Consider the following 17,301-nt stretch of genomic DNA (forward strand, 5'->3'; position numbering starts at 1 on the left):
GGCTCCCAGTAGACGACTGGGTTGATAGGCCGGATATGGAAGCCCTGTAAGGGGTGGAGTTGACCGGTACTAATAGGCCGAGGGCTTGTCCTCAGTTGCTCGCGTCCACTGTGTTGTTCTGAAACAACGACCGCCCTGCCGGCGGGTCGACAGTTTCATAGTGTTTCGGTGGTCATAGCGTGAGGGAAACGCCCGGTTACATTCCGAACCCGGAAGCTAAGCCTCACAGCGCCGATGGTACTGCAGGGGGGACCCTGTGGGAGAGTAGGACGCCGCCGAACAATCATTCAGAAAAACCCCTGATCCATCATGGATCAGGGGTTTTTCGCATTTCCGGTGACGTATCGTCAGGGCATGGACGATCAGACAGCGGTCATTGCGGAGAACGTGCTCCGGCCCGGGCAGCGCGACGGCGCCCTGCGTGTGCTGGCGGAGGCCCAGGTGGTGGACGGCCGGGCTGCCGTGTCCGAGCAGGGCCGGATCCGGCTGCGTGCCGCGGAGACTCCGCGCCCGGGCGTCATCCACCTCATCGAGACCGAGACCAAGACCGAGTCCGAGAGCGGGACCGGCACCGGGGCCGACGTCGCAGCCGAAGCCGTCCTCGGCTACGGCCAGCTCGAAGTCCCGTCGGCCTCGACTGCCAACCCCGCCGCCGAGCTGGTGGTCGACCCGGCCGCCCGCGGCCGCGGCCTGGGCCGCCCGCTGGTGGACGCCGTGCTGGCGCAGGCCCACCGCGCGGGGCACGACGCGGTGGACTTCTGGGTGCACGGCGGTCATCCGGCGGCCCGGCACCTGGCCGGGGCGTACGGCGCCGAGCTGGTCCGCGAGCTGCGGCAGATGCGCCGGACCGGTCCGCAGACCGAGGAGGTGCCCGTCCCCGAGGGCGTCGAACTCCGTACCTTCCGTCCGGGCGAGGACGATGCCGAGTGGCTGCGGCTGAACGCCCTGGCCTTCGCCCACCACCCGGAGCAGGGCGCCTGGACCGAGCAGGACCTGGCCGAGCGGATCGCCGAGCCCTGGTTCGACCCGGCCGGCTTCTTCCTGGCCACCCGCGGCGGCCGGGTGGTCGGCTTCCACTGGACCAAGGTGCACCCGGCCGGCGGCTCCGAGCCGGAGCTCGGCGAGGTGTACGTGGTCGGGGTGGACCCGGCCGAGCAGGGCAGCGGCCTCGGCCGTGCGCTGACCGCGGCGGGCCTGCGCCATCTGACCGGTACCGCCGAGGGCGGGCGGGGACTGGACACCGTCCTCCTCTACGTCGACGCCGACAACCCGGCCGCCGTGCGGGTGTACGAGCGGCTGGGCTTCACCGTGCACGAGGTGGACCTGATGTACCGGGCCCGGTACCGCGGGGACCGCTCGGCCTAGCCGGTCGGTCAGCCCGCTCGGTCGGTCGGGCAGGTCGGTCAGCCGGTCGGGCAGGTCGGTCAGCCCGCCCGGCCGGTCGGGAGCGGCCGGCCGCGGGGGAGGGGCCGGGACGGCGGCGGCCCTTGCCCCGACCGACTCAGCTTTCCTCCTGGCCATGCGGTGTTTACCGTGGATTCAATTGCTGCCGCGAAGATCACAGGATGAAGTCCGTAGTGTCTCGCTCGTGCAGAGTCGACCGCCACGCACCGGCCGGTCCTGTACGGACCGCGCCCGGAGGCTGGGTGCTGTCCCCGGGTCCGGCCCGGGGCGAGGACGACGGCCCGCAGAGCCATTCGCGTCCGGACGCCGTCCTGCTGCTGGAGGAGCTGGAGCCCATGAGCATCCCCCGCCCCGTCTCTGCCGCGCTGTCGCCGACGGCCAGGATGTCCAGTGCGCTGGGCATCCCGCCGGAGCTGCCGGCCACGGACGAGCAGGAGTTCGAAGCGTTGCCCCAGGGCCGCTTCCTGGACCGTGAGCGCAGTTGGCTCGCGTTCAACGAGCGCGTCCTGGAGCTGGCCGAGGACCCGGGGATACCGCTGCTGGAGCGGGCCAAGTTCCTGGCGATCTTCGCCAGCAACCTGGACGAGTTCTTCATGGTCCGGGTGGCCGGCCTCAAGCGCCGGATCGCCACCGGGGTCGCCCAGCGCAGCGCGTCCGGCCTGCAGCCGCGCGAGGTGCTGGACCTGATCTGGACCCGCTCACGCGAGCTGATGGCCCGGCACGCGGCCGCCTTCCAGCAGGAGGTGCTGCCGGACCTCGCCACCGAGGGGATCGAGCTGGTCCGCTGGCCGGAGCTGGCCGAGAAGGAGCAGGCCCGGCTCCACACGCTGTTCCGGCAGAAGATCTTCCCCGTCCTGACCCCGCTGGCCGTCGACCCGGCGCACCCCTTCCCGTACATATCGGGGCTCTCGCTCAACCTGGCCGTCGTGGTGCGCAACCCGGTCTCCGGGCACAAGCACTTCGCCCGGGTGAAGGTGCCGCAGTCGCTGGCCCGCTTCCTGGAGGCCTCGCCCCAGCGGTACGTCCCGCTGGAGGACGTGATGGGCGCGCACCTGGAGGAGCTCTTCCCGGGGATGGAGGTGCTGGCCCACCACGCCTTCCGCGTCACGCGCAACGAGGATCTGGAGGTGGAGGAGGACGACACCGAGAACATCCTCAAGGCCCTGGAGAAGGAGCTGATGCGGCGGCGCTTCGGCCCGCCGGTCCGGCTGGAGGTCGAGGAGTCGATCGACCCCTACATCCTGGACCTGCTGGTGCGGGAGCTGAACATCACCGAGGCGGAGGTCTTCCCGCTGCCCGGGCCGCTGGACCTGACCGGGCTGTTCGGGATCGCCGAGCTGGACCGCCCCGAGCTCAAGTACCCGAAGTTCGTGGCGGGTACGGCCCGCGGGCTGACCGACGTGGAGTCGGCCTCCCAGCCCGACATCTTCGCCGCGATGCGCGAGCGCGACGTGCTGCTGCACCACCCGTACGACAGCTTCTCCACCTCGGTGCAGGCCTTCCTGGAGCAGGCCGCCGCCGACCCGGACGTCCTGGCGATCAAGCAGACCCTGTACCGGACCTCCGGCGACTCGCCGATCGTCGACGCGCTGATCGACGCGGCCGAGTCCGGCAAGCAGGTCCTGGTCCTGGTCGAGATCAAGGCGCGCTTCGACGAGCAGGCCAACATCAAGTGGGCCCGCAAGCTGGAGGAGGCCGGCTGTCACGTCGTCTACGGCCTGGTCGGGCTGAAGACGCACTGCAAGCTGTCGCTGGTGGTCCGCGAGGAGGGCGACACCCTGCGCCGCTACTCGCACGTGGGTACCGGCAACTACCACCCGAAGACGGCGCGGGTCTACGAGGACCTCGGCCTGCTGACCTCCGACCCGCAGGTCGGTGCCGACCTCTCGGACCTCTTCAACCGGCTGTCCGGCTACTCGCGCCGCGAGTCCTACCGCCGTCTGCTGACCGCCCCGCGCGGCCTGCGCGACGGCCTGGTCTCGCGGATCCACAACGAGATCGCCAACCACGCGGCGGGCCGTCCGGCGTACGTCAAGCTCAAGGTCAACTCGATCGTCGACGAGGCCGTGATCGACGCGCTGTACCGGGCCTCGCAGGCCGGGGTGCCGGTGGACGTCTGGGTGCGCGGGATCTGCGCCATCCGTCCCGGCGTGCCGGGGCTGAGCGAGAACATCCGGGTCCGCAGCATCCTGGGCCGCTTCCTGGAGCACTCCCGGGTCTTCGTGTTCGGCAACAACGGCGATCCGGAGGTCTGGATCGGCAGCGCCGACATGATGCACCGCAACCTGGACCGCCGGATCGAGGCGCTGCTGCGGATCACCGATCCGGCGCACCGCGCCGAGCTGTCCGGGCTGATCGACCTCGGGGTGTCGGACGAGACCGAGTCCTGGCACCTCGGGCCGGACGGGGCCTGGACCCGCCACTCGCTGGACGCCGAGGAGCGCCAGCTGCGGCACGTCCAGGACCTGCTGATCGACTCGCGCCAGCGCCGCCGGGCCGCCACCGCGCGCTGACGCGTCCACTGATGCGAAGCCGCCGGGGCAGCCGGCCCTGAGGACTCTCGAAGGGCAGCTGCCGCCGGCGGTCGGCCACCAGCTCCGGGGACGGCCCCGGGGGAACGGGGATCTACCACGCCATGACCGATGCGCCGATGACGGCCCAGGCGGCCTCCACCGCGACCGCCGGGGACATCCTTGCCCGCCACCTCACCGCCCAGGCGGGCGCCTTCCTGCGCGCCCTGCCGCTGGCGGTGGGCGAGGTCGGCGCCAGACCCGGGACGGCCTCCGTCCTCCCGGCGGCGGGCACCGCGGACCTGCTGCGGGCCGTCCGGCGGATCGGCGGGCTGCTGCACACCTTCGGCTCGGTCTTCGAGCAGAGCTGGGCGCAGGAGTCACGCACCGAACTGCGCTGGCTGCTCAACCTGCTGGCGCTCGAACCCGGCTACGTCCGCCGCTCGGCCCGGCTGCTGGGCGCACTGGACTCGCTGAGCGGCTCCGACCCGGACGGGACGGGCATGCTGACCGGCCACGCGGGCGCCCCCAAGGCGCGGGCGCTGCTGGACCGGCAGCTGACCCTGGCCAGGACGCGGGCGCACTCCACTGTGCTCCAGGAGCTCCGCTCGGCGCGGCTGCACGCCCTGGCGGACCGGATGACGCTGCTGGTCGGCGAGGCGCCGCTGCTGGAGTCGGCGGCCGGCCGGGCCCCGGCGGTGCTGCTGCCGCACGCCGCCGCCGCGTTCGCCGCGCTGTCCGCGACCGCCCAGCAGCTGCCGCTGCACCGGGCCGCGACGCCGTACGGCGGGGACGGGATGCGCCGGCTGGGCGCGGTCCCGGCGGCCCGGGGCGCGGTGGACGCGGACACGGCGCTGGCCGCCGACGACGCGCCCTGGGCCCGGCTGCGGATCCTGGTGAAGCGGGCCCGGTACGCGCTGGAGGTGTGCGGCCGTCCGTCCTCCGAGCTGGACGAGCTGGACGCGGTGCTGGCCCGGCAGCAGGAGGCCGCGGACGCCGCGGTCACCGCCGCCACGGCGGCGCGCACCCCGCGGATCACCCCCGCGACGGCGTACGTGCTGGGCGTGGTGCACGCCGACCAGCGGCGGGAGGTGGAGTCGGCGAGGTACGCGTTCGGCCGCCGGTGGCCCGACCTCCCGCCCGGCCCGGACGGCTGGCTGGAGCTCCCGGCCGGGTCCTGGGCGCACTCCGCGGCACCGAGGACGGTCTGAGGTGGGCGGGCGCCCGGCAGCGGGACGGGCGGCCGCGGAGTCCGGGGCGGGGACCGGGGCGGGGCGTCCCCCGGTGGTCCTGGCGGCGGGCGCGGTGCTGTGGCTGCCGGGCCGGCTGAAGAAGAGCGGCCGGCTGGGGCGGCCGCGGATCGCGCTGATCCACCGGCCCAAGTACGACGACTGGAGCCTGCCGAAGGGCAAGCTCGACCGCGGCGAGGGCATGGCCGACGCGGCGCTGCGCGAGGTGTGGGAGGAGACCGGGTTCCGCTGTCTGCTCGGCCCGGAGCTGCCCGCGCAGCACTATCAGGTGCAGGGCCGTCCCAAGGAGGTCCGGTACTGGGCGGCGGTGCCGTCGAGCGGCGCCTTCCGGCCCAACCGGGAGGTGGACCGGCTGGAGTGGCTGCCGGCCGGGAAGGCACGCGCACGGCTCACGTACGACCACGACCGGGTGCTGGTCGACGCCCTGCTGGCGATCCTGGGGGCGAAGCCGGTGCGGACGGCCGGCGGGCCGCCGGTGGAGGAAGCGTGGAAGTGATCTCGCCGCGCCCTCGCCGTGACGCAACCGTTACTACCTGACGTAGTTTCCTGCCATCCTTTCGAGGTTCACTCCCCGTTCACTTGCGACCGGCTGTCGTGTCACTTCCCCGGCTTAACTTCGGGACCACCGGAGGGCCGCACGGGCCCCGGACCACAGCAAACCCGCGCTTCGCCGTCCTCGTACGGCCCGCGCAGCGGGCATTGCCACAGAAAGGGACACCCAGTGAAGCTCCAGCGGAACGGCCGCTCCAAGGCCCTCGCGATCGGTGCCATGGCGCTCGTCAGCTCGCTGTCGCTCGCCGCCTGCGGCTCGGACAACAACAACACCTCGACCGCGGCCGGCTCCGGCGGTTCCGCCTCGGCCGGTCCCGCGATCACCTGTGGCAAGCCCGGTTCGCTGATCGCCGCCGGCTCGACCGCCCAGGGCACCGCGGTCGACGTCTGGAAGACCAACTTCAGCGGCGCCTGCTCCGGCACCACCATCAACTACCAGGGTGTGGGCTCGGGCGCGGGCATCCAGCAGTTCACCCAGGGCAAGGTCCAGTTCGCGGGCTCCGACTCGGCCCTGAAGCCGGCCGAGGTCGACGCCTCCAAGGCGGTCTGCACCGGCGGCCAGGGCATCGACCTGCCGATGGCCGGCGGTCTGATCTCGCTGGTCTTCAACGTGGACGGCGTGGACAGCCTGGTCCTGGACGGCCCGACCGCCGCCAAGATCTTCGACTCGCAGATCACCAAGTGGAACGACCCGGCCATCGCCGCCCTGAACCCGGGCGCCAAGCTGCCGGACGCGGAGATCCAGTCCTTCCACCGCTCGGACGACTCCGGCACCACCGACAACCTGACCAAGTACTTCGCCGCCGCCGGCAACGGCGCCTGGACCTACCCGTCCAGCAAGACCTGGGCGGCCAAGGGCGGCCAGTCCGCCAACGGCAGCGCCGGCGTCGCGGCCCAGGTGAAGCAGGTCAAGAACTCGATCAGCTACGTCGAGCTCGCCTACGCCCAGACCAACAGCCTGAAGAGCGCCTCGATCAACACGGGCGCCTCCAAGCCGGTCGAGGCCACCGCCGCGAACGCCGCCAACACCTTCGCCAAGGCCCAGATCGCCGGCACCGGCAGCGACCTGGCGCTGAAGCTGGACTACGCGACCAAGGACGAGGGCTCCTACCCGCTGGTCCTGGTCACCTACGAGATCGTCTGCGACAAGGGCAACAAGGCCGACACCCTCGACACCCTGAAGGCGTTCCTGACCTACACGGCCAGTGACGCGGGCCAGAAGGCGGCCGGCGAGAAGGGCTACGTCCCGCTCCCGAAGGAGCTGACCGACAAGGTCAACGCCGTCATCCCGACCCTGGCCTGACCCGACAGGACCACCGGTGGGGCGGCCCCGTGAGCGAGGGGGGCCGGGGCCGCCCCACCGGAGCGCACCGAACCCAGCACCACGTCCGGGGCACCGCCGCCATGGTGCCGTCCCCCTTCCCGGGGCGGCGCCACCAGACCGGAGTAGACCAATGACTTCATCCTCCCCTGCCGCCCCGCGAGGCAGGGAAAGCCGGCCGCGCGACAGCCGGGTCGGCGACAAGATCTTCATGAACCTCGCCCGGGGCTCGGGCATCCTGCTGCTGGTCATCATGGCCGCGATCGCCGGCTTCCTGGCCTGGCGCTCGGGTCTGGCCCTCAGCAAGAACGACGGAAACTTCCTGACCTCCTTCGAGTGGGCGCCGGACGCCCCGAAGCCGGTCTTCGGCATCGCCGTCCTGGCCGTCGGCACCATCGTGAGCGCCGTCATCGCGATGGCGATCGCCGTCCCGGTGGCCATCGGCATCGCGCTGTTCATCTCGCACTACGCGCCGCGCCGGATCGCCCAGCCGTTCGCCTACCTGGTCGACCTGCTCGCCGCCGTCCCCAGCATCGTCTACGGCCTGTGGGGCGCGCTCTTCCTGGTCCCGCACATGGACGGCCTGACCAGCTGGCTCAACGACTACCTGGGCTGGACGTACATCTTCGACCAGACCAAGTCCGGCACCCCGCGCAACCTGTTCACCGTCGGCATCCTGCTGGCGATCATGGTCCTGCCGATCATCACCGCGGTCACCCGCGAGGTGTTCCGCCAGGTGCCGCGGATGCACGAGGAGGCGGCGCTCGCGCTCGGCGCGACCCGCTGGGAGATGGTCCGCACCGCGGTGCTGCCGTTCGGCCGCCCCGGCATCATCTCGGCCTCGATGCTCGGCCTCGGCCGCGCGCTCGGCGAGACCATCGCGGTCGCGGTGGTGCTCTCCTCCAGCAACGTCCTCTCGCTGCACATCCTCGACGCGGGCGGCGGCACCTTCGCGCAGAACATCGCGCTGAAGTTCGCCGAGGCCGGCGACAACGGGCGCAACGCCCTGATGGCCTCCGGCCTCGTCCTGTTCGTCATCACCCTGCTGGTGAACGGTGCCGCGCGACTGATCATCGCCCGCCGCAAGGAGTACTCGGGGGCCAACGCATGACCGTCACCGCCGTCGTCGAGGACGCCCGACCCCTCGGCCGCCCGCTGACCGCCAACCGCCTGCCCAAGTGGGCACCGGCCGCCGTCGCCGCCGGCTCGATCGTCGCCGGCTGCGCGATCGGCGCCCTCGGGGGCCTGGAGAGCCACCTCCAGTGGGGCCTCATCTCGGCCGCGCTGTTCCTGCTGGTCAGCTACGGACTCTCGGCCCGGATCGAGGGCCGCCGGCAGGCCAAGGACCGCTTCGCCACCTCGGTGGTCTGGGTCGCCTTCATCCTGGCCGTCGTCCCGCTGGTCGCCCTGACGGTCTACACCGTCCAGCAGGGCATCCACGTGGTCGACGGGAACTTCCTCAGCCACTCGATGAAGGGCGTGCTCCAGTCCGGCCCGGGCGGCGGCATCTACCACGCCCTGATCGGCACCCTGGAGCAGGTCGGCCTCGCCACCGCGATCGCCGCCCCGATCGGTCTGCTGACCGCCGTCTACCTGGTCGAGTACGGCCGCGGCAAGCTCGCCAAGGCGGTCACCTTCTTCGTCGACGTCATGACGGGCATCCCGTCGATCGTCGCGGGTCTGTTCATCCTCTCGGTCTGGAACCTCGCGCTGGGCTTCAACTACTCCGGCTTCTCGGGCAGCCTCGCGCTGGCGATCCTGATGATGCCGGTCGTGGTCCGGTCCACCGAGGAGATGCTCAAGCTCGTCCCGAACGAGCTGCGCGAAGCCTCGTACGCGCTCGGCGTGCCGAAGTGGAAGACCATCCTGCGGATCGTCCTCCCCACCGCCATCGGCGGCATCACCACCGGTGTGATGCTCGCGGTCGCCCGCATCACCGGCGAGACCGCCCCGGTGATGATGCTGGTGTTCGGCGCCGACTACATCAACAGCAACCCGTTCGACGGACCGCAGCAGTCCCTGCCGATGTACATCTGGACGCAGTACTCGCAGGTCAACAACGACTACGGCTACGCCCGTGCCTGGGGCGCGGCGCTGGTGCTGATCGCCTTCGTGATGGGGCTCAACCTCATCGCCCGGGGCATCGCCCGCTGGCGCTCGCCCAAGAGCGGGCACTGAGCGACCGACTGACGTACGAGACAGACGAGAGAAGCAACGATCATGGCCAAGCGCATCGACGTCAGCGGACTGTCGGCCTTCTACGGCACCACCAAGGCCATCGAGGACATCTCGATGGCGATCGAGCCCCGCTCGGTGACCGCCTTCATCGGCCCCTCCGGCTGCGGCAAGTCCACCTTCCTGCGCACCCTGAACCGGATGCACGAGGTGATCCCCGGCGCCCGGGTCGAGGGCAAGGTCCTCCTGGACGACGAGAACCTGTACGCCTCCAACGTCGACCCGGTCGCCGTGCGCCGGGCGATCGGCATGGTCTTCCAGCGGCCGAACCCGTTCCCGACCATGTCGATCTACGACAACGTGATCGCCGGCCTCCGGCTCGCGGGCGTCAAGAAGAAGTCCGTCCTGGACGACGTGGTGGAGCGCTCGCTCAAGGGCGCCAACCTCTGGAAGGAGGTCCACAACCGGCTGAACAAGCCGGGGGCCGGCCTCTCCGGCGGTCAGCAGCAGCGCCTGTGCATCGCCCGCGCCATCGCGGTCGAGCCGCAGGTCCTGCTGATGGACGAGCCCTGCTCCGCGCTCGACCCGATCTCCACCCTCGCCATCGAGGACCTGATCGGCGAGCTGAAGTCGCAGTTCACCATCGTCATCGTGACCCACAACATGCAGCAGGCGGCCCGCGTCAGCGACCGCACCGCCTTCTTCAACCTGGCGGGCGTCGGCCAGCCGGGCAAGCTGGTCGAGCTGGACGACACCCAGCGGATCTTCTCCAACCCGTCGGTCCAGGCGACCGAGGACTACATCTCCGGCCGCTTCGGCTAGACCGACCGGACCCGTCACGAGCGGCAGTGCGGCGAGTGACGGAACGCGAGCTGTCCCGCGGTGCTGCATGGCGGTGCCGCCGCGGGACATGAAGAAGGGCCCGCCCCCGAGATGTGGGGGCGGGCCCTGTCAGTTGTTCACCCGCTCGCCTCCGGGGCGCTCGGACCCGGTGCCGACGGTCGGCGGGCGCTGCGCCACCTCCTGCGTCGGCGGCTTGGCCCTTCTCCCTTTCGGCACCGGCGCGCCCCTTTGGCTCGGGGCGGGCGGTCGGGGTGGCTCGGGGCTGATCGGGCGTTCGGGCCGGGTGATCAGCCCCAGAACAGGTGGACGAACCAGTACACCAGCGCCGCGACGATGGCGGCCGCCGGCATCGTGATGAACCAGCCGAGCACGATGTTCTTGGCGACTCCCCAGCGCACCGCGCGGATCCGCTTGGTGGCGCCCGCGCCCATGATCGCCGCGGTGATCACGTGGGTGGTGGAGATCGGCGCCTTGAAGACGAACGACGTGATGTACATGATCGCCGCGGACGTGGCCTCGGCAGCGAAGCCCTGCGGCGGGTCCAGCTCGATGATCTTTCGGCCGAGCGTCCGCATGATCCGCCAGCCACCCGCGTAGGTGCCCAGCGAGAGCATGGTCGCGCAGGAGATCTTCACCCAGACCGGGATGTCCCCGGTGGTCTGGTGGCCGGAGATGGTGAGCGCCATGACCACGATGCCCATGGTCTTCTGGGCGTCCTGCAGACCGTGCGCCAGGGCCATCGCGGCGGCCGAGGCGGTCTGGGCGACCCGGAAGTTGCGCTTGGCCTTGTGCGGGTTGGCCCGCCGGAAGATCCACAGGATCGCCAGCATCACCGCGAAGCCGCCGATCAGGCCGACGACCGGCGAGACCACCATCGGGATGACGATCTTGTCGATCACCCCGCTCCAGATCACGTCGATCCCGCCGGCCAGCGCCGCGCCCACCATGCCGCCGAACAGCGCGTGCGAGGAGGAGGACGGCAGACCGAAGTACCAGGTGACCAGGTTCCAGGCGATCGCGCCGACCAGGGCGGCGAACAGGATCGCCATCCCCTGGTTGCCGGTGGGGGTCTCGATGATCCCCTTGGAGACGGTGTGCGCCACGCCGCTGCCGAGGAAGGCGCCGGCCAGGTTCATCACGGCGGCCATCGCGAGCGCGGCCCTGGGCGTGAGCGCCCGGGTGGAGACCGAGGTGGCGATCGCGTTCGCCGAGTCGTGGAAGCCGTTGGTGTAGGTGAAGAAGAACGCAACGCCGATGACGGCGATGAGTGCAGCCATGTCCACGAGGGTCAGGACTCCTTGACGGCGATGGTCTCCACCGTGTTGGCGACGTGCTCGAACGCGTCCGCCGCCTCCTCAAGGACGTCCACGACCTGCTTCAGCTTGAGCACCTCGATGGCGTCGTACTGACCGGAGAACAGGTGGGCGAGCAGCTTGCGGTGGATCTGGTCGGCCTGGTTCTCGAGCCGGTTGACCTCGATCCAGTACTCGGTGAGGTTCGACATGCTCCGCAGGTTCGGCATCGCCTCGGCGGTGAGTTCGGCGGCCCGCGCCAGCACCTCGATCTGCTGCTCGATCCCCTTCGGCAGGGTCTGGATGTCGTAGAGGACGACCAGGTCGACGGCCTCCTCCATGAAGTCCATGATGTCGTCCAGCGACGAGGCGAGGCTGTAGATGTCCTCGCGGTCGAAGGGCGTGATGAAGGACGAGTTCAGCTGGTGGAAGACGGCGTGGGTGGTGTCGTCCCCGGCGTGCTCGGCGGCGCGCATGCGCTCGACGATCTCCGCACGGGCCGACACGTCTGATCCCAGCAGCTCCAGCAGGAGCTTCGATCCGACGACGAGGTTCTCCGCCGCGGCGGCGAACATGTCGTAGAAGCTCGTCTCCTTCGGGGTCAGGCTAAAACGCACGGAAATCTCCGATGTGCGGGGTACGGACTGAACGATGCTAGGTGCAACCAAGCGCAATCGCGCAAACGGGTGCCGGGAATGGAGCCGGAACCTCCCCTTCCGTTCGGCTGCCGCACCGGCTGACCCGGGACGCCCCGCCACGTGCGGACGCGAGCCCCCAGTCTGACGGAACCTCGCCCGGATTGTCCCCGTCGTGCGCGCGGAAGAGCCGGGTCGCCGCTCAGACGGGTGAACCGCCGGACGGCCCCGCCGGGACCGTCCGGCACATGCCGCGTCGGCGGTCGGAACACCACGGAAGGCCCCGGTGTTGGACACTTGTGGCCGACGCAGCCACCAGGCACTCAGACGAAGGCGGGGCCGATGACCACCACGCGAGCGCGCACCGAGCCGGATCACGCGCACGGGGCCGACCCGCACGCCGACCACACCGCACCCGCGGCCGCCGGGGCGCAGCAGGGCGGGCACGGCCCGCACGGCTACAGCGCGCAGAAGGACGCCCACCTCAAGCGGCTGCGCCGGATCGAGGGCCAGATCCGCGGCCTCCAGCGGATGGTCGACGAGGACGTCTACTGCATCGACGTGCTCACCCAGGTCTCGGCCAGTACCAAGGCACTGCAGTCCTTCGCGCTCTCGCTGCTGGAGGAGCACCTGCGGCACTGCGTCGCCGCGGCCGCCGAGCAGGGCGGCGCCGAGCTGGACGCCAAGGTCGCCGAGGCCACCGCCGCGATCAGCCGGCTGCTGCGCAGCTGAGCCGCCGGCAGCCACGAGTCCGGCCCCGGCTCGCGCCCGCCCGCGCCCGGCTCCTTGCCTCCGGCCCGGCCCCGTCAGCCGTCGGCCTCCCGGTCGGCGGGCCCGGGCTCGGCCCGGTCGAGCAGCACCTCGTCGATCCGTTCGGTCGGCAGCCGGTCGCCGGAGCTGGCCGTCGCGGCGATCATCAGCTCGCCGGCCAGCTCGATCTCGTCGAGGGCCGCGTCGTCGTGGCCGCCGCTGCGGCCGCCCGTGGACGACACCACCTGCACCACCCCTTCAGTGCCTCGCCAGCCCGGGCGGCAGCCACCCGACGTCCAGCCTAGGCACTCCGGGGCCCGTCCACATGGCACGGACGGGCCATCTCGGCGCCGCCGAAACGGGTGGCCATCGCTCCCCGGACGGCCACCCGCTACGGCGGCGCCCCGTTTCGCCCCGGCGCCGGAGCACTGCCGCAAGGGCCTACTTGGGGCTCTCCGTGGGCTTCATCTGGTAGATGTCCGAGGCCGACGGCTCGGCCGCCTCGACCGGCTTCCCGAAGTCCGACAGCGCGGTCGTCGAGGTCACCTTCACCTGGTCCTTGGCCTCCTTCGAACCGGCCACCCCGGCGAAGGTGAACACCTCGACCACCTTCCGCAGCCGGCCCTGGTCGTCCAGCCAGGCGTCGTACGGGACGTCCTTGACGGTGAACGTCTGGGCGCCCATCCGCAGGCCGTCCCCGCCCCGGCCGCCGGTCGCGTCGGCCGCCTTCGCCAGGTCCAGGGTGCCCCGGTAGTGGTGCAGCGAGACCCCGTCGACGGTCTCGGTGCCGACCGCCTCCGCCTTCTGCGCCCCGCGCAGCGCCCCCGCCGACGAGGCCGGGTCGGTGGCGCCGCTGCTGACCAGGTTGCCGTCCGGCAGCTGGCGCACGTCCAGCTTCACCCACTTGCCCTCGGGCACCTTGGCACCGCTGTTCTGCAGGTAGACGGTGCCCGGCAGGACCACCTCGACGATCTTCCCGGTGGTCGCCGCGCCCGGCGGCACCTGGACCTCCAGCCGGCCGATCCGCTTCACGTAGTCGTAGCCGCCCGTGCCACTGAACGAGGCCTTCTTCTCGGCGGACTCGGTGACCAGCTCGGTGGCGGTGTGCGCCGAACCGGTGCGGCCGGTGATGTCGGCGGCGTTGCGCACCGCCGTCAGCGGGTCCGCGGCGAGCTGGTCGGGAGCGTTCGACTGCTGGTCGGAGGAGCCCCCGCCGGAGCCGCCGGAGCAGCCGGCCGCCCCCGCCGCCAGGGCGGCGGCGAGCAGGGCGGCCCCGGCCGCCGAGCGCAGGTGCGGAGCCGGACGGCGCGCTGGCCGCCCGGTGCGCTGCTGGTCGGTCATCTTCATCCTTGCGCCAACCCCCTCGGGCCCGACTGCCCTGCCGGGACACCACCGGGTGGGCAGAGCTCTTGCCAGGCAAACGAGTTGGGGCACGAGGGGTTACGGGTGCCGGTGCTCCGGAAGGCGTCGCGCGGCGTGCCCCCGGCGGGTTACGGTGAACCACGTGCACAGTGAGCTGCCGGCCCCGCCCGGCACCACCCGGATGCCCGAGCACCGCCTCTCGATCAGCGAGCGCGGCTCATTCGCCTTCGCCAGCTGCAGCTGCGGCTGGTACGCGCCGGCCCGCCGCTCCCGTGACCTGGCCCGCCGCGAGGGGGCCGACCACCTCGCCGAGAGCGGCACCGAGCCGGACTGACGGCCTCGGCGCCCCGTTTCCGAACAAGGGCCGGGGACGGCGGCAGGAGGCAGGGGACGGTTCCGGTGCGGGTGCGGCCGGATCAGGCCGCGAGGTCGGACTCCGGCGGCTGCTCCTCGGTGCGCACCGCGCCGCGCCCCCGTCCGCGTCCCCGCCGGCGCTCCCGCGGCCCGGCCCCGCCGCGGGCCGCGCCGCCGCGCTCCGGTGCCCGGATCAGCGGGGCGACGGCCGTCCGGCCCAGCGCGTGGCAGAACGGCACCAGCACCGCCATCGCGATCGGCGCCAGCAGCAGCACCACCGCGACGGCGAGCGCGAAGCCGCCGATCACGTCGGTGGGGTAGTGGACGCCCATGAACATTCGGCAGAAGCCCTGGAGCAGGGCGAGGCCGCCCGCGATCCAGCCGAGCCTGCGGTTCACCAGGAACAGCGCCACCGCGACGCCCATCGTCATGGTCGAGTGGTCGCTGACGAAGGAGTGCGTGCCGGCCTTGCCGTCCACCAGCACCAGCAGCCCGGGATGGTCGACGAACGGGCGCGGGCGGTTCACGATCGCGGCGATCGGCAGGTTGGCCAGTTCGGCGATGGCGACCGAGAGCGGGACCCAGAGCAGCCCGGCGACCGCCACCGGCGCGTCCGGGCGGCGTCTCGCCTGGAGCCAGGCCACCAGGCCCAGCATCCCCAGGCCGATCAGGATGCCGTACTCGCCGATCCACGAGACCAGGTGGTCCAGCCACTGCGGGGAGCGCTTGGCCAGGCCGTTGACGGCGTAGAGCAGACCGAGGTCGGGGTTGGTCGTGTCGGCAAGCGGCGTCGACACGCCGCACCTCCTTCTGCTCCGCAGCTCCTGGTCGTTCCGGCCGGGCCCGCCCGGTGCGGGATGGTGACGAGGGGCCACCGGAAGAAACGTCATTTCCGGGGGACAGCGTTCCACGGAAACGCGCAGTTATGGAAACTTGACTCAGCGTCCACAGGGCGCACACAGGTCCCGGGCGCCCGGGACCTGCCCCTGCCTAACGGCCCGCCCCCGTGGGGGTCGGCCCGGTCGGCGCGGGAGGGGCCGCCACCGCGCTGCGGGCGGGTGCCGCCGCGGCGTTGGCCTGGGCGCCGCCCTGGGCACCTCCCTGGGGTCCGGCGGGGCTCGTCGGCGCCGTCGAGCCGGGCCGGCTCGGGGCGTTGACGGACCCGTCGTTGTTCCGGGTCGGCAGCGCCTGGGCGCCGTCCGAGGTGACCCGGGTCGCGCCGATGTACTCCCTGCTGTCGATCTTGTCGTAGCGGATCACCGCGCCGGTGTGCGGCGCGTTGATCATGTAACCGCCGCCGACGTAGATCCCCACGTGGTGGATGCTCCGCGGATCGCCCAGGTCCGTCGCCCAGAACACCAGGTCGCCCGGCCGCAACTGATCACGCGACGGGTGCGGCCCCGCGTACCACTGGTCGTTGGCCACCCGGGGCAGGGTGATGCCCACGCTGGCGTACGCCGCCTGGGTCAGGCCCGAGCAGTCGAACCGCCCGTTCTGCGAGGGCAGGCCCTCGCCGCCCCACAGGTACGGGGTGCCCAGCTTGGTCTGCGCGAAGTAGATCGCCGCCGCCGACTGCGCGGACACCTCCAGCGGCGCCGTCGGCGCGGTGAAGCTCCGGGCCATCGCCTGGATGCTCCGCACGTACCCCTGGGTCTCCTTGTACGGCGGGATGCCCCGGTTGCTCGTCACCGCGTACGGGCCGGCGTTGTAGGCGGCCAGCATGTTCGCCTGCGGATCGCCCGGGACCTTCGACACGTCCTTGGCGAGCGCGCAGTCGTAGACCGCCGCCGAGGCGATCGCGTCGTACGGGTCCCAGACGTCCTTCCGGCCGTCCCCGTTCGCGTCCGTCCCGTACGTCGCCCACGTCCCCGGCATGAACTGCGCCATTCCCTGGGCCCCGACCCCGGAGCGCGCCTTGGGATCGAAACCGCTTTCCTGGTAGAGCTGCGCCGCGAGCATCGGCGGAGAGATCTCCGGACACAGCGCGCCCCACTTCTGGATCGCCTCCTGGTAGGCCGCGGGGACCGTTCCGGGCGACAGGGCGGAACGATTCGCCGACTGCTGCGGCGTCCCACTCGCCGCATAAGTCCCCATCGTCACCAGCCCGATGAGGCCGAACCCGACAACTCCCGCAGCGACGGCGGCCGTAGCGGCCTTCCGGAGTACCATCAGCACCATCCCGACGATTCGTCAGTCGAAGTGTCCCGGAAGGCGTTGCTCACCGCAATCATCAGAGATACAAGGAGTGAGCGCTATCCTTCGTACGGTGGACATCCTCGCGTACGTGTCCGATGCCTCACGACCAATCCGCGAGAAGTAGCCAAGTCGACATCAGATCTGGCCAAGAATAGGCACCGACCCTTCGCGCGGGCGGGGTCCGGGCCCTTGAATTTGCCTGATCGGGCGGTGAGATGGAAATGAACCTGAGCAGCGTGCACACCTATGCGGTCGGCCACCTGGCCGAGGACCCACCCAAGAAGCCGAATATCGACACCATCATCGGCGGGATCGCCCCCGACTGGGGCCCGTTCGCGACCCTCGGGTCGGAGGCCCGGGTGATGGTCGAGGTCATCATGGCCGTCGCCATCCTCCTCTGCCTCGGCCTCGCCGTCTGGGGTGCGGCCAAACAGCGGATCGGTGCGACCGCCATGCGGGACAGCTTCGGAGCCGAACAGGGCAAGGGACTGATCGTCGCCGGACTGACCGGCGTGTTCATCATCGGATCACTCGGCACTCTGTTCACCATTGTCTACGGCATGGCGATCTGACGATCGGACAGCAGTAGTCCGGTCCGTCCGAGGCCCGGTCCCCGCCCGGACCCCCTCCGGCAGCCGGCCCGCCAGGAGTTCACCC

At 71.4% G+C, this 17,301-nt stretch carries 17 protein-coding genes and 2 rRNA genes; 13 read left to right on the forward strand and 6 right to left on the reverse strand.

Annotation, left to right across the window (positions count from 1 at the left end):
• The 10 genes from ACFQ6N_RS08305 to pstB form a co-directional block, all read left to right on the forward strand.
• Positions 1-93, forward strand: a 23S ribosomal RNA gene (locus ACFQ6N_RS08305); the annotation flags it as partial.
• A 71-nt stretch (positions 94-164) separates the two neighbouring features.
• Positions 165-281: ribosomal RNA gene (gene rrf / locus ACFQ6N_RS08310) — 5S ribosomal RNA — on the forward strand.
• Between the two features lie 73 nt (positions 282-354).
• Positions 355-1,365, forward strand: coding sequence for a mycothiol synthase (gene mshD, locus ACFQ6N_RS08315; protein WP_380647767.1), 1,011 nt, complete (start codon positions 355-357; stop codon positions 1,363-1,365).
• Between the two features lie 374 nt (positions 1,366-1,739).
• A complete protein-coding gene (locus ACFQ6N_RS08320; protein WP_380647977.1) occupies positions 1,740-3,917 on the forward strand; it encodes an RNA degradosome polyphosphate kinase in 2,178 nt (725 codons plus the stop codon).
• A gap of 122 nt (positions 3,918-4,039) precedes the next feature.
• Positions 4,040-5,125: a CHAD domain-containing protein gene (locus ACFQ6N_RS08325; protein WP_380647768.1), complete on the forward strand. Its 1,086-nt coding sequence runs from the start codon at positions 4,040-4,042 to the stop codon at positions 5,123-5,125.
• A 73-nt stretch (positions 5,126-5,198) separates the two neighbouring features.
• The gene (locus tag ACFQ6N_RS08330) at positions 5,199-5,660 is read left to right on the forward strand and encodes an NUDIX hydrolase (RefSeq protein ID WP_380647770.1); all 462 of its coding nucleotides are present in this window, start codon (positions 5,199-5,201) and stop codon (positions 5,658-5,660) included.
• A 225-nt stretch (positions 5,661-5,885) separates the two neighbouring features.
• Entirely contained in the window at positions 5,886-7,019 is a 1,134-nt protein-coding gene (gene pstS, locus ACFQ6N_RS08335; RefSeq protein ID WP_380647771.1) for a phosphate ABC transporter substrate-binding protein PstS, read from the forward strand.
• A 151-nt stretch (positions 7,020-7,170) separates the two neighbouring features.
• Positions 7,171-8,148, forward strand: coding sequence for a phosphate ABC transporter permease subunit PstC (gene pstC / locus ACFQ6N_RS08340; protein WP_380647772.1), 978 nt, complete (start codon positions 7,171-7,173; stop codon positions 8,146-8,148).
• Positions 8,145-9,215 carry a phosphate ABC transporter permease PstA gene (gene pstA / locus ACFQ6N_RS08345; RefSeq protein WP_380647773.1) on the forward strand — a complete coding sequence of 357 codons (1,071 nt, stop codon included), beginning with the start codon at positions 8,145-8,147 and terminating at the stop codon, positions 9,213-9,215. The genes pstC and pstA overlap by 4 nt, the downstream gene beginning before the upstream one ends.
• Before the next feature lie 42 nt (positions 9,216-9,257).
• Entirely contained in the window at positions 9,258-10,034 is a 777-nt protein-coding gene (gene pstB / locus ACFQ6N_RS08350; protein WP_380647774.1) for a phosphate ABC transporter ATP-binding protein PstB, read from the forward strand.
• Positions 10,035-10,342: 308 nt separating this feature from the next.
• Here the strand turns inward: pstB and ACFQ6N_RS08355 are convergent, their stop codons facing one another.
• Positions 10,343-11,338, reverse strand: coding sequence for an anion permease (locus tag ACFQ6N_RS08355; RefSeq protein ID WP_380647775.1), 996 nt, complete (start codon positions 11,336-11,338; stop codon positions 10,343-10,345).
• A gap of 5 nt (positions 11,339-11,343) precedes the next feature.
• A complete protein-coding gene (locus ACFQ6N_RS08360) occupies positions 11,344-11,964 on the reverse strand; it encodes a DUF47 domain-containing protein (protein WP_030059626.1) in 621 nt (206 codons plus the stop codon).
• Positions 11,965-12,324: 360 nt separating this feature from the next.
• Here ACFQ6N_RS08360 and ACFQ6N_RS08365 point away from each other — a divergent pair, with 360 nt between their 5' ends.
• A complete protein-coding gene (locus tag ACFQ6N_RS08365) occupies positions 12,325-12,714 on the forward strand; it encodes a metal-sensitive transcriptional regulator (RefSeq protein WP_380647776.1) in 390 nt (129 codons plus the stop codon).
• A gap of 74 nt (positions 12,715-12,788) precedes the next feature.
• Here the strand turns inward: ACFQ6N_RS08365 and ACFQ6N_RS08370 are convergent, their stop codons facing one another.
• The gene (locus ACFQ6N_RS08370) at positions 12,789-12,977 is read right to left on the reverse strand and encodes a hypothetical protein (RefSeq protein ID WP_380647778.1); all 189 of its coding nucleotides are present in this window, start codon (positions 12,975-12,977) and stop codon (positions 12,789-12,791) included.
• 196 nt (positions 12,978-13,173) lie between these two features.
• Positions 13,174-14,073, reverse strand: a complete 900-nt coding sequence (locus tag ACFQ6N_RS08375; protein ID WP_380647779.1) for a hypothetical protein — start codon at positions 14,071-14,073, stop codon at positions 13,174-13,176.
• A 163-nt stretch (positions 14,074-14,236) separates the two neighbouring features.
• Here ACFQ6N_RS08375 and ACFQ6N_RS08380 point away from each other — a divergent pair, with 163 nt between their 5' ends.
• Positions 14,237-14,428, forward strand: coding sequence for a hypothetical protein (locus ACFQ6N_RS08380; RefSeq protein WP_380647780.1), 192 nt, complete (start codon positions 14,237-14,239; stop codon positions 14,426-14,428).
• Between the two features lie 82 nt (positions 14,429-14,510).
• Here ACFQ6N_RS08380 and ACFQ6N_RS08385 read toward each other — a convergent pair whose 3' ends face one another.
• Positions 14,511-15,245, reverse strand: coding sequence for a phosphatase PAP2 family protein (locus ACFQ6N_RS08385; RefSeq protein WP_380647781.1), 735 nt, complete (start codon positions 15,243-15,245; stop codon positions 14,511-14,513).
• 193 nt (positions 15,246-15,438) lie between these two features.
• Positions 15,439-16,542 (reverse strand): NlpC/P60 family protein, encoded by a 1,104-nt coding sequence (locus tag ACFQ6N_RS08390; protein ID WP_380647978.1) that lies wholly within the window; start codon positions 16,540-16,542, stop codon positions 15,439-15,441.
• A 323-nt stretch (positions 16,543-16,865) separates the two neighbouring features.
• Here ACFQ6N_RS08390 and ACFQ6N_RS08395 point away from each other — a divergent pair, with 323 nt between their 5' ends.
• A complete protein-coding gene (locus tag ACFQ6N_RS08395) occupies positions 16,866-17,216 on the forward strand; it encodes a hypothetical protein (RefSeq protein ID WP_380647782.1) in 351 nt (116 codons plus the stop codon).
• The last annotated feature ends 85 nt before the right edge of the window (positions 17,217-17,301 follow it).

This window comes from Kitasatospora sp. NPDC056446, assembly GCF_042796115.1.
Taxonomy (GTDB): Bacteria; Actinomycetota; Actinomycetes; order Streptomycetales; family Streptomycetaceae; genus Kitasatospora.